This window comes from Salinimicrobium sp. TH3 (assembly GCF_026676115.1).
Classification (GTDB): Bacteria; Bacteroidota; Bacteroidia; order Flavobacteriales; family Flavobacteriaceae; genus Salinimicrobium.
Genome location: NZ_JAPONB010000002.1, coordinates 239428 through 251289 on the forward strand (window position 1 = coordinate 239428; position 11862 = coordinate 251289).

11 protein-coding genes are annotated in these 11862 nt (G+C 42.4%); 6 read left to right on the forward strand and 5 right to left on the reverse strand.

The features are described from left to right. Positions 1-117: 117 nt before the first annotated feature. The 3 genes from OU683_RS04310 to gdhA form a co-directional block, all read right to left on the reverse strand. Positions 118-2520 (reverse strand): TonB-dependent receptor, encoded by a 2403-nt coding sequence (locus tag OU683_RS04310; RefSeq protein WP_268135577.1) that lies wholly within the window; start codon positions 2518-2520, stop codon positions 118-120. Then, a complete protein-coding gene (recO, locus tag OU683_RS04315; RefSeq protein ID WP_268135579.1) occupies positions 2520-3239 on the reverse strand; it encodes a DNA repair protein RecO in 720 nt (239 codons plus the stop codon). Before recO ends, OU683_RS04310 begins: the two co-directional genes overlap by 1 nt. A gap of 188 nt (positions 3240-3427) precedes the next feature. After that, complete coding sequence (gene gdhA, locus OU683_RS04320) at positions 3428-4768, reverse strand: NADP-specific glutamate dehydrogenase (RefSeq protein ID WP_268135581.1); 1341 nt, start codon at positions 4766-4768, stop codon at positions 3428-3430. Positions 4769-4952: 184 nt separating this feature from the next. Here gdhA and OU683_RS04325 point away from each other — a divergent pair, with 184 nt between their 5' ends. Continuing rightward, positions 4953-5729 carry a THC0290_0291 family protein gene (locus OU683_RS04325; protein WP_268135583.1) on the forward strand — a complete coding sequence of 259 codons (777 nt, stop codon included), beginning with the start codon at positions 4953-4955 and terminating at the stop codon, positions 5727-5729. 334 nt (positions 5730-6063) lie between these two features. On the opposite strand, the gene OU683_RS04330 is transcribed toward OU683_RS04325, so the two are convergent. Then, positions 6064-7206 carry a cystathionine gamma-synthase gene (locus OU683_RS04330; RefSeq protein WP_268135585.1) on the reverse strand — a complete coding sequence of 381 codons (1143 nt, stop codon included), beginning with the start codon at positions 7204-7206 and terminating at the stop codon, positions 6064-6066. Positions 7207-7301: 95 nt separating this feature from the next. Between OU683_RS04330 and OU683_RS04335 the strand changes: the two genes are divergently transcribed. The 3 genes from OU683_RS04335 to OU683_RS04345 are packed head-to-tail and all read left to right on the forward strand — an operon-like array spanning position 7302 to position 9327. Then, a complete protein-coding gene (locus tag OU683_RS04335) occupies positions 7302-8078 on the forward strand; it encodes a DUF3298 and DUF4163 domain-containing protein (protein ID WP_268135588.1) in 777 nt (258 codons plus the stop codon). Positions 8079-8087: 9 nt separating this feature from the next. After that, positions 8088-8441 (forward strand): arsenate reductase family protein, encoded by a 354-nt coding sequence (locus OU683_RS04340; protein ID WP_268135590.1) that lies wholly within the window; start codon positions 8088-8090, stop codon positions 8439-8441. Continuing rightward, positions 8434-9327 carry a DMT family transporter gene (locus tag OU683_RS04345; RefSeq protein ID WP_268135592.1) on the forward strand — a complete coding sequence of 298 codons (894 nt, stop codon included), beginning with the start codon at positions 8434-8436 and terminating at the stop codon, positions 9325-9327. Before OU683_RS04340 ends, OU683_RS04345 begins: the two co-directional genes overlap by 8 nt. On the opposite strand, the gene OU683_RS04350 is transcribed toward OU683_RS04345, so the two are convergent. Next, positions 9311-9805 carry an acyl-CoA thioesterase gene (locus OU683_RS04350; RefSeq protein ID WP_268135594.1) on the reverse strand — a complete coding sequence of 165 codons (495 nt, stop codon included), beginning with the start codon at positions 9803-9805 and terminating at the stop codon, positions 9311-9313. The genes OU683_RS04345 and OU683_RS04350 overlap by 17 nt on opposite strands. A gap of 91 nt (positions 9806-9896) precedes the next feature. Here OU683_RS04350 and OU683_RS04355 point away from each other — a divergent pair, with 91 nt between their 5' ends. Then, positions 9897-10874 carry a YheT family hydrolase gene (locus OU683_RS04355; RefSeq protein ID WP_268135596.1) on the forward strand — a complete coding sequence of 326 codons (978 nt, stop codon included), beginning with the start codon at positions 9897-9899 and terminating at the stop codon, positions 10872-10874. Between the two features lie 69 nt (positions 10875-10943). Further along, on the forward strand, positions 10944-11777 hold the full coding sequence (locus OU683_RS04360) for a DUF1206 domain-containing protein (protein ID WP_268135598.1): 834 nt from the start codon (positions 10944-10946) through the stop codon (positions 11775-11777). Positions 11778-11862: the final 85 nt, after the last annotated feature.

Sequence of the window (11862 nt, forward strand, 5' to 3'; positions counted from 1 at the left end):
TTCAAAATAGTTGCGCGAAAATAACGATTTTAAATAAATCCTAAGGTTTAAAAAGCGAAAACCTGAATACCAGCTGATAGTTATCAACCATAACAGCTCTATTTCCTGAAGTTTTAACTAAAAAGAGTACTGCAACGCCAAAATTAGATTTCTTCCTGCTGCAGCAACACCCGAGGAGTAGGTTCGGTACCTTTGATCGGTGATATTTTCGAGACTGGCCGTCACAACCCACATTTTACCAAGTTGATATTGCGAGCTTAAGTTAATCGTGTACCACTCGGGAGCATATGGATCTCCGTTCTCATCCAGAGCGTAGAGATACGCCTTGTCTCTTTCTGAAGGTGCCAACTCTTCGGCATTTATTTCTCCGTTGTATTCAGTGAAAAGATCGAACCTAAGGTTATTGTTTTCCCAAACCAGGTGGACATTCCCGAAAAATGGTGCAGCATGACGCAAAGGAGCCGTGGTACCATCATCCTGCTCCTCTTCTCCTTCTGTAACACTTATTTGAGTTGTTAATTTTAATTGTTCTGAAAACCTGATTTTTGCCCCGGCCTCAAAACCATACACGCGAGCCCGTGCTGAATTCTGAATAGCCTGCACCCGGCTCGGTTCTCCACGATAAATAATGGTTGTCTCCCCGTTGAGATCAAAATCCCTGCGCACTAAAGCATCTTCGAGAAGCGTGTAATAACCCGCAAGATCCACCTGCACTACCCGATCAAAATTAAGCCGAAGCCCAAGTTCTGCATTATATGCTTTTTCGGGTTCAAGATTAGGATTGGGAATGACCACCAGGCCGGGCGCCGAATCAAATATTTTACCTACGTCATCTATGTTCGGCGCTCTAAAGGCAGTAGAAAAATTTAGTTGCCATCCAAAAATGTCATTTGGCTGCCAGTTTAATCCGGCACTTCCGGTTAGGGCACCTGTTCGCAGATTAGCATCTGAAAAAGGGAAATCATAGGTATCTTCATCAAACGTGGCATCCAGCAAAATATAATTATACCGTGCTCCGGTTTGCAGCGTAAGTTCGGGGTTTAATTCCCACTGAAAATTGCTGTATGCAGCCAAAGATTCCCACGAAGAATTATCGGGATATCTGGAAGCGCCGGGAATGGTCTCTCCCGTTACAATATTTTGTTCGCTTCCGGCTGAATTAACCCGGTTGAAAACGCATTCTCCTCCATAAAAAAGGCTGCTTTTCCTGAATTTTTTCTCAAAATCCAGGTTCAAAGAATAGGCATTCACCTTTTCCCTGGTATGAAAAAGCACCTCCTCACCGTATCCTCTGTCATTTCGGCTTTCTTCAAAATACTGGTAGGCGGCGGTAAACTTTGCCTCATCATAAAATCTCCCATTCCCCACTTTGTCCAGCTGCAAATTCGTTTGCAGCCATTCCTGCGGGCCGTAATACCATTCAGCAGCACGTAGAACTCCGTCGCGTTTGCGGTAGAGCCGGTCATAGCGTGGAAAGTTGGAAGTTGTTGAGTAAATAATTCCGAGGGAAAAATCGTATTCCTCGGTGGGTTTAAATCTTATTTTTTGAAGCAGGTTGAGCTGCTCATATCCCGTAGGTTTTTGAACTTCTGGATCTTCATTCTTTACCATATAGTCCCGGCCATCCCTTCGTATGGAATAATCTGGCCGCAAATATTCTTCGGGACCATGACTCCCCATGCTCATATGCCCAAAATCTGAATAGGAAGCACTGGTTAAAAAAGCCCATTCCCTGCTCCCGTAGGAAATATCAAAATGGCCGGTTTTTTCTTCATTGGCCGTGGCATAACGGGTGTAAGCCCTTCCGGAAAAATTGCCGCCCTTTGCTACCGAAAAAGCCGGAGTAAGCGTGAAAAAGTTGATAACACCACCAATTGCGTCACTCCCAAAAATGATAGAACCGGGGCCTAAAACCACTTCGGTCCGCTCTACCGAAAGTGGATCGATAGAAATTACATTCTGCACATTTCCTCCCCTAAAGATGGCAGTATTCATACGAACCCCGTCTACAGTAATCAATAACCTGTTGGTAGCAAAACCTCTAATCATGGGGCTTCCACCACCCAGCTGACTTTTCTGAATATAGACCTGCCCCGTACTTTCCAGCAAATCGGCCGAAGTCTGGGGAGCCGAGGACAAAACTTCCTTTTGATTGATGGTAACCACCTTTTGAGGAACAAGTTTTCTATCCTGTTCAAATCTAGAAACTGAAAGTACTACTTCATTAAGCTCATTCTTGGTTGGCTCCAGATAGATCTTATTACCGCGGTGGAGGATCTGCCTTTTGGTGGCATGAAATTCTGCATGGGAGATATGCCTGAAGAAAATTATTTCCCCGGAAGAAAACACCGAAAGATTAGCTTCTCCATCAAAACCTGTGAGCAGGCTTTTGGATTTATCCTTATTAAAAACAGCAACATTAAAAATAGGTTGCCCGCTTTCCTTGTCAAGAACGACAATCTCCTGGGCCGAAGAAATAGCAAAGAACAGGAATAGGAGAAGACTTGAAAACAGCCGCATTAATTGTAAATTTCGTTCAAGACCGCAAGAGATTTAGGCTTATGAAAACCCTGAAGATGAATTTCATAATATTTCAGGATCATAAGTAAAAATCCAGAGCGTGTCGTCTGGTTTAATTTGATAGCAGCAAGTTCATCAAAGTCTGTGCCCAATAGTCGCTGTAAAAGCACAACATTCTCATCATTTATGCAGTCGGGATTGGTCTCCACATCCTGAAAAGTCCCGTCTACAAGGTTAAAAACAGGCGCATCCTGCTGAGAATCATCGGGATAAAACCCAAGGTAACGGGTAAGCTTCAGCAGGAAAAGCAGGTGAAAATTTCCTGTTTTTTCATGCGTATCAAACCATTCAAGACTGGCCTCCACATAGTCGTAAAGGGCAGGATTTGCTTCCTCTTCTTTTACAGCATTCCGCAGCACTTCAGAAAGGAACATCACCACGGTAGATTTCACAACATTGGTGTGCAGGCTTTGGTATACAATTCCCAGTTTTGCCTCTTTCATGTACTCCAGGGCACCTTTGTCTTTATGACTGGCGACAATCTCCAGCTGCGTCAACGGCTGGAAAAGCGAGGCTTTAATTTTTCCTTTTTTGGACTTTAGAACACCCCGAAGAAGATAAGTTTTTAATCCGCTTTTTTGAGTGAAGCATTTGACAATAAGGTCAGCTTCCCCGTATTTTAAAGCACTAAAGACTATACCCTTGGTAGTGATCAACATTTAATAAAACTGTTTTTTATACTGAATTTAATATGCTTCAAAAATGCCATTTTTTAGCAGTAAAATTTCTGATGTATAATCTTCCAAAATAGGCGTTCTAAATAATTATTCTTCCGAAGCAATAAATGTAGGTCAAAAATAGAAAAAGCCGCAAATGCGGCTTTTTCAGAAATTATTTCAGCAGAAGTTTATACTACTCCCTGTGCTAACATTGCATCGGCAACTTTTACGAAACCTGCGATGTTGGCTCCTTTTACGTAATCTACGTAATCACCTTCAGTTCCATATTTCACACACTGGGCGTGAATATCATTCATGATCTGCTTCAGCTTAGTGTCCACTTCTTCAGAAGTCCAGTTGTATCTCATTGAGTTTTGAGACATTTCCAGACCTGAAGTCGCAACTCCACCGGCATTTGATGCTTTCCCCGGAGAGAAAAGGATCTTGGCTTCCTGGAAAACTGCAATAGCTTCGGGCGTACATGGCATGTTTGCACCTTCACCAACAACTTTACAGCCGTTATTCACAAGAGTTTTTGCATCATCTTCAAGCAATTCGTTTTGGGTCGCACATGGAAGAGCGATATCGCACTTCACATCCCATGGCGTTTTTCCTTCAAAGTATTTTGCTTCTGGATATTCATCAAGATATTCCTTGATTCTTCCTCTTTTCACATTCTTAAGATCCATGATGAAAGAAAGTTTTCCTGCATCTATACCTGTTTCGTCATAGATATATCCTGAAGAATCACTCATGGCAACTACTTTCCCACCCAGCTGGGTAGCTTTTTCGGCTGCATACTGCGCCACGTTACCCGATCCTGAAACCACTATAATTTTGCCTTTTATAGAATCTCCTTTGGTCTTCAACATGTTCTCGGTAAAATACACATTACCGTAACCTGTAGCTTCAGGACGAATTAAAGATCCACCATAAGAAAGCCCTTTTCCGGTAAGGATCCCGGTAAATTCATTCTGAAGTCTTTTGTACTGTCCAAACATGAATCCTACTTCTCTTGCTCCAACTCCAATATCTCCCGCAGGAACATCTGTATTGGCACCAATGTGACGCTGCAGCTCGGTCATAAAGCTTTGACAGAACTTCATCACCTCATTGTCTGATTTTCCTTTTGGATCAAAATCTGATCCTCCTTTTCCACCGCCCATAGGAAGGGTAGTAAGGCTGTTTTTAAATACCTGCTCAAAAGCAAGGAATTTTAAAATAGAAAGGTTTACTGAAGGGTGAAAACGCAAACCACCTTTGTAAGGTCCAATTGCAGAATTCATTTGAATCCTGAAACCGCGGTTCACCTGAACTTCGCCACTGTCATCGATCCATGGCACACGAAACATGATCACACGCTCGGGCTCTACCATACGCTCCAGCAACTTTTTATTCTGGTATTTTTTATTTTTTTCAATGAATGGGATAACTGTTTCAGCAACTTCATGAACCGCCTGTAAAAACTCGGGTTCATTGGTGTTACGTTTTGAAACGCTATCTAAAAATTCTTGTACATTTTTTTCCATGGTTTTGGCTAAAATTTTATTAACGAAAACGTTTTATACGATTCGTTGCAAATATACATTATCTGCAAAATTTAGCCTTAAAATATTTGTTATTCCTTTTATAATTAATCATTTTCTGAAAGGCCCATAATTCCCAGTTTCTTTAGGATGTTTTTATATATTTGCTAAGATACGAGATTCTCCTATGGCCAACATTTTCAAAACTTTAATGCTGAGTTACCTGCTTTTTTTCTTCGGAAAAATTGACTCTCATGCACAGGTTGGAATGGTGGGCCAGGAAATAGGAATCGTTGCCGGTCCTGTAGCCTATTTCACAGATTATGGTTTGCGCTGGAATCTCGAAACCAATTCTTCAAATGTTGGCCTTGGTGTAGGATTGGTCTACTATCTCAACTTTGCATATAGAGCAGATTGTGACTGCTATGCCCGGTACAGCTATTTTAACGATCATTTTAGAATTAGGGCAGAGCTGGATTACCATGAAGGACAATTGAACCATTTTGGAAAAATAGCTCAAAAGAAAACTACAGGAGGGGAGCAGCTTCGTAGCATGATAGGACAGGCAAAGGTATATGAGATTGGGGCGCATTTAGAATACTATCCTTTGAGCATAAGAGACTATACTGCGTTTGCTTATCCTATCGCCCCATACGTTAGCCTTGGTTTTAATTTTGTTGGTTATGATCCAAATACTTATTCCACCCTTGGACCTTTAGAAGATCACACCTTCCATACTTTTGTAGGTTATGTAGACCAGGAAGCAGGTTCCACATGGTCTGTAGTGGCAGGGGCAGGAATGCGTTACAAGCTCAACGTTAGTAGTGATCTTGTCATGAATATGCAGTGGAGGTACTATGATACAGATTGGCTGGACGGCCTGGATCACGATAACCCACAGAACAAGTTTAATGATATGATGTTCTGGCTAAACTTTGGGTACATCTACTATCTGAATTTCTAAATCTTTGTTGCCTGGGAAAGAACCAAGATCGCTGCGCTTCTAGAATCAAGAACCAAGACTTGTTTTCAGGTATTTGACTCTTAACAGTACACAACTCATCTTTATAATCAAAAAGGGATAAATCGGCAAACCACCCCCCTATAGCTCGAGAAACAACTTCAACCTCGTTGTTTACGTGGCTTTTCCAGATATCAAATTATTTTTATCGGACAACAATGTTTCTAAATTAAACAGTAGTTGGTAGACTTGAGTCGGCAGACTTTAGACTAGAGATGAAATTGTAAAGCCCCTGAAATATCTTCCAAAGCACCTTCTAAAATGCCATTTTTGATGCTTATTCCAAAGCCTGTTTCAGGTCATTGAGGAGATCCTCCTCATCTTCGATCCCCACACTTAGCCTGATCAACGAATCCACAATTCCAGTCTTCTCCCTTTCTTCCTTTGGAATAGAGGCATGGGTCATGGTCGCAGGATGACCTGCCAAAGATTCCACTCCTCCCAAAGATTCGGCAAGCGTGAATACCTTCAGTTTTTCTACAAAAGAAACCGCACTTTCCAAAGTCCCTTCGGCAGTGGTTAATGACACCATTCCACCAAAACCACTCATTTGCTTTTTCACAACCTCATGATTAGGATGATCTTCGAAACCCGGCCAGTACACCTTGTCAACTTTTGGATGATCCTTAAGAAACCGGGCTACTGCTTCGCCATTTTCGCAATGCCGTTGCATACGAAGGTGCAGGGTTTTTATTCCTCTTAAAACCAGGAAACAGTCCTGAGGTCCGGGAACTGCACCACTGGCCTTTTGTATGAAGTAAAGTCTTTCCGCCAGTTTCTGGTCATTAACTACCAGGCTTCCCAATACTACATCACTATGACCTCCAAGATATTTTGTAGCACTGTGCATCACAATATCTGCCCCTAATTCTAGTGGCCGTTGCAGGTAAGCAGTAGCAAAAGTATTATCTACTGCAAGCAACAGGTTGTATTTTTTCGCAACACGAGACATAGCTTCGATGTCGATAATATTCATCATTGGATTGGTTGGAGTTTCTACCCAAATCATCTTTGTATTCTCATTTATATACTGCTCCACCTCCCCTGCATTTTCCATGCTCACAAACCGAAATTTAATTCCGAAATCCTGGAATATTTTTGTGAACAACCTGTAAGAACCTCCATAAAGATCATTGGTAGAAATGATCTCATCGCCACTTTTGAATAATTTGAGCACCGCATCAATGGCCGCAAGCCCAGACCCAAAGCCAAGGCCGAATTTTCCATTCTCGATACTGGCGAGGGATCTTTCTAATGCAGCCCGGGTAGGATTTCCGCTTCGGGAATATTCGAATCCTTTGTGCCCGCCCGGAGTTGATTGTTTATATGTGCTGGTTTGATATATTGGAGGCATTACAGATTCAAAAGCAGGATCGGTATCATGCTGGCCACCATGAATGGTCTTTGTATTAAACTTCATTTTTTAGACTTTATTTAAGATATAAATGTAACATTCGATTTTGGGCTTTCCCAAAATAGCCCGTACCTTTCAGATCAGTTTAACAGTAACCATTTATGTCCCGCAAAGTTTTATGCCTGTTGTTGCTCGTGATCGTTTTTTCAAGCTGCAAAAAAGACAAAGAAGAAGAAAAAGAAGAAACACCGGTATCACTGAGATTTGAAAAAGAGAGCCTGGTAAAAAAAGCGGGAGAAAATTGTGACACGGCCGATTATGATTGTTCCATTATCGCACTTGATGTTGTAAGGGCTGCGGGTGCTTCGGAAGTTTCTAAAAAGATCAATCGCAACCTTGATGAACATCTCATAAGACTCATCTCAACCCAGGAAAACCCGGCTATCTTGACGCTCGAAGAACTTTCAGAAAAGTTCCTTGCTGATTACCGCGAGGCAGCCGAAAATTTTTCTGAAGAACCACCATGGGAGGCTTACGTGGATGAAAAAGTATACCTGCTTAGTGACAGCCTGGTTTCAATTGGGATAACTACTGAAATTTTTAGCGGAGGAGCCCACGGATATAAAACCCTTACCTTTCTTAACTTCGATCCCACCAGCGGAAAAATTCTCTCCAAACAAGACATTTTTGAAAAGGATTTCATCTCTTTTGTCGAAGAAAAATTCCGGAAGGAGCAAGGAATACCCGAGGATGAGAACATTAACAGCACCGGCTTCTGGTTTAAAAATGAGACCTTCAACCTTCCAGAGAACATTGGGTTTTCAAATGATAAAGTAGTATTGGTCTACAACTCCTACGAGATCGCTCCCTATGCAGCCGGAGATATTGTAATGGAAATTCCGCTTGAGGAAGTGCGGCCTTTCATAAGGATTGAATAATTTTACCCAATGAAAAAGATATACTATCTCTCCACCTGTGATACCTGCAAAAGAATCCTGAAAGAACTCGATCCCCCTGCATCTTTTGAAATGCAGGATATTAAGGACGAACCCATCACTGGGGAACAGTTACAGGAGCTAAAGCACAGAGCCGGAACTTTTGAAGCCCTCTTCAGCAAAAGAGCCAGGCTATATAAAGAGCGGGATCTAAAGAACAAGCAGCTTTCTGAAGATGATTACAAAAACCTTCTTTTAGAGCATTATACTTTCCTAAAACGTCCCGTGATCGTCGACGGCCAGAAGATCTTTATCGGCAATTCCAAAAAGGAGGTCGCTGCCGCAAAAGCTGCTCTCTGTGAATAACAGGCTGCTGGCAATTCTTGCAGCCATTGGCGCGGGTACTATCTACGGGATCAACCACACTGTAGCTAAAGGTTTAATGCCGGTTTATATCCAGCCTTTCGGATTTATTCTTCTGCGAGTAGCAGGGGCCGCGATTCTCTTTTGGCTCATAAGCTTTTTAGGGCCAAAGGAGAAGGTTGCCACCAGTGACTGGCCGCGGCTGTTTGGCTGTGCGGTATTGGGAATGTGTATCAATATGCTGTTTTTCTTCAAAGGCCTTAGTCTTTCCACCCCAATTAACAGTTCGGTAATTACTACAATAACCCCAATAATTGTCCTCGTTTTAGCCGCACTCCTCATTAAGGAAAGGATCACTTTGCTTAAAACCTTAGGGATATTAACAGGGCTGGCGGGAGCTCTTGGCCTTATTTTGTTCAGTAGTAATCAGGTACAGAATGCCCCGAACATTCCGCTGGGAAATCTTCTGGTGCTGGTAAACGCCACTTCTTACGGACTTTACCTTATTCTCGTGAAACCCCTTACTGCCAAATATCACCCTTTCACTTTAATGAAATGGCTTTTTTTAATGGCAGTTTTTATAAACCTACCCTTTACCCTTCAGGAATTTACAGAAGTCGACTGGTCCAACCTGCCCAAAGAGGCCATTTTGGGAATGAGCTTCGTTGTTTTTGGAACCACATTTCTCACTTACCTGTTGAATGTATATGCCTTAAAACAGTTGAGTGCATCAACAATTAGTGCATTTGTTTACCTACAACCCTTAATAGCAATTGTATATGCCGTCTCCACGGGAGCCGATTCTCTTAATATGTTGAAAATTGTGGCTGCTCTCCTTGTCTTCGCGGGAGTTTATATGGTAACCCGAAAACCTAAGCCTGTAGGATAGCAGGATCAATATCTTTAGGTTTCTTGCCGTATCTCCTGGTATCCTCTTTGGTTAGGACCTTAAAATCTTCGGTGTGATCAAGATGATCAAGACTATCGAAAAGATCTTTTGGAAGACCGGTAAGTTTTCTTTCTTTCAGGTCGATCCACCCGCCCATCATTTCACAACTTGCAAAATTACGGCCCTTGTGGTCGTAGAAATCATGCACAAACTCGAAGTACATTCCGTCTTCAGAAAGACCTTTTAGTTTTAGAGTCACTATCACAGGTTTTCCTGCAAAAACTTCTTTAAAATAAGAGATATGTTCGTAAAAAACTACAGGACCAAGGTTGTGCTGCGCCATTTCTTTATGACCAAACCCATTCTCCATTAGAAAACCCATCCTGGTGTGGCTCATAAAATTTATATACGCAGTATTGGCCAAATGCCTGTTGGCATCAATATCACTCCACCTTATCTCAAATTTCTTTTTGTACATATTCAAATTTTGAGATAAAATTACAAATTTATACTATGCGTGCATAATGAATTTTTCTTTCATTTACGGTTCTAAAATATAGGTGAGAACCATGCCCTTAGTAAAAAGCACATACAATCCACCGGTGATCTTCAGGAATTATCACATCTCCACGGTATATTCGGCGATGGTTAGGCGGGCGCCTGTCCAGCAAAAGCGGGAGCGAATGGACCTTCAGGATGGAGATTTTATGGATCTGGACTGGAGTTTTTCCAGAGAAAATACCAATAAGGTCCTGGTGGTGATCCATGGGCTGGAAGGAAGTGCACAAAGGCCATATGTTACCGGGCTCGCGAAATACTTCACGCAGCACGGTTGGGATGTGGCCGCTGTAAACTTACGTGGTTGCAGCGGAGAGATGAACCGCCGCTTTAGATCTTACCACGCCGGCGCTACAGATGATCTGCAGGAGGTGGTGGACCATATTCTGAAAAAGAACAAATATACAGAGATCGCATTTAACGGCTTCAGCCTTGGCGCTAACCTCATGCTGAAGTATCTGGGCGAAAACAGGGAGATCCCAAAGGAAATCAAGGCAGCCGCTATGGTTTCGGCTCCCTGTGACCTGCATGGCAGCCTCAAACAACTTCAGAAGCGGGAAAATTTCCTGTACGCAAAACGCTTTAGGATGAAGCTGCGCGAGCACCTGCTTTTGAGAGCAAAATACTTTCCCGATCAATTAACAAAGCAAGAGATTGAAGCCTGTGACAGCCTACTTGACATTGATAACCTGTACACCAGCAGGGCACATGACTTTGAAGATGCGCTGGATTACTACAACCGGAACAGTGCACGCCAGTTCCTGGAAAATATAAAGATCCCGACTCTAATCATCAATGCAAAAAATGACGGCTTCCTATCTCCCGGCTGTTATCCAGGTGATATTGCAGAAAAAAGCAAGCATTTATTCCTGGAAACACCAGAATATGGCGGGCATGTGGGATTTATACAGAATAGGCACTCCACCTACAATGAAGAAAGAGCACTCGAATTCATTGAGGCTCAACTACAAACCTTTCAAAAAAGCTAAATACAGGTTAAAATTTTTCGCTATTGCTATCGGAGTACCCGAAAAATTTAAATTAGTAGAAAAACAAGTATGTACCTGAAACCCGACAAAGGTTACGTTGCCAAGGTGCGGTCCGCTGGCTTTTTTACTAAGGGGTTGGTCTATGTGCTCATCGGCACGCTTACCTTTCTTGCGGCCTTTAATCAAGGTGGAGACATTAGCAGCACAGATGGAGCGGTGAAGTACCTACTTACCCTTCCTCTTGGCAAATTTTTGGGTGCCATGGTAGCCCTTGGTCTGGTGGCCTATTCCTTATGGAGATTTTACCAGGCACTGTTCCTACCCGGTACGTATATTGATGATAAAAGCATCAAAAGTGGCTTTAAAAGATTCAGATTTTTCTATTCGGGGGTCTTTTATGGATTTATTGCATATTCTTTTTTGAAGCCCCTCTTAAAGAGCTTTTCAAATACAACCAAAGGAAATTCTGGGGAAAACTTAGAACAAAAAGCGGCACTCTGGGAGTTGCTATCTACAGATTGGGGGAAGCTGGTCATATGGATCGTCGCTGCGGTTGTGGCAGGACAGGCGCTGTGGCAGTTCAAAATAGCCAGAGATGGAAAGTTTATGAAGAAGATGGACAAATATCCAGATTTGAAACATGAATATACCTTCATTCGGCGTTCCGGGAAATTTGGATATATCGCCCGCGGAGTAGTCTTCGGGATCATCTCATTTTTCCTGGTGAAAGTCATTCTGCAACACAATGCAAGTATTTATAAAGGGACAGAGGGAGCCCTTCAATATCTGCTTTCGTTCTCTTATGGTTCTCTTCTTTTGGGAGCAACCGCTTTAGGGTTAATTGGGTATGGAATATTTCATATTATGGTGGCCAGGCACGCAAATCTCACCACCCTTCAGTAAAAAAATGATAACCCAGTCCTATTCTCCTTAACTGTACAAAGGAGTCATAGCGCTTTGTCCTGCTGCATAATTCCTTATCTTTGTG

Bases quoted from the DNA above. Each gene is read 5' to 3' on its own strand.
- OU683_RS04310 (WP_268135577.1), bottom strand. From the start codon at position 2,520: ATGCGGCTGTTTTCAAGTCTTCTCCTATTCCTGTTCTTTGCTATTTCT.
- recO (WP_268135579.1), bottom strand. From the start codon at position 3,239: ATGTTGATCACTACCAAGGGTATAGTCTTTAGTGCTTTAAAATACGGG.
- gdhA (WP_268135581.1), bottom strand. From the start codon at position 4,768: ATGGAAAAAAATGTACAAGAATTTTTAGATAGCGTTTCAAAACGTAAC.
- OU683_RS04325 (WP_268135583.1), top strand. From the start codon at position 4,953: ATGGCCAACATTTTCAAAACTTTAATGCTGAGTTACCTGCTTTTTTTC.
- OU683_RS04330 (WP_268135585.1), bottom strand. From the start codon at position 7,206: ATGAAGTTTAATACAAAGACCATTCATGGTGGCCAGCATGATACCGAT.
- OU683_RS04335 (WP_268135588.1), top strand. From the start codon at position 7,302: ATGTCCCGCAAAGTTTTATGCCTGTTGTTGCTCGTGATCGTTTTTTCA.
- OU683_RS04340 (WP_268135590.1), top strand. From the start codon at position 8,088: ATGAAAAAGATATACTATCTCTCCACCTGTGATACCTGCAAAAGAATC.
- OU683_RS04350 (WP_268135594.1), bottom strand. From the start codon at position 9,805: ATGTACAAAAAGAAATTTGAGATAAGGTGGAGTGATATTGATGCCAAC.
- OU683_RS04355 (WP_268135596.1), top strand. From the start codon at position 9,897: ATGCCCTTAGTAAAAAGCACATACAATCCACCGGTGATCTTCAGGAAT.
- OU683_RS04360 (WP_268135598.1), top strand. From the start codon at position 10,944: ATGTACCTGAAACCCGACAAAGGTTACGTTGCCAAGGTGCGGTCCGCT.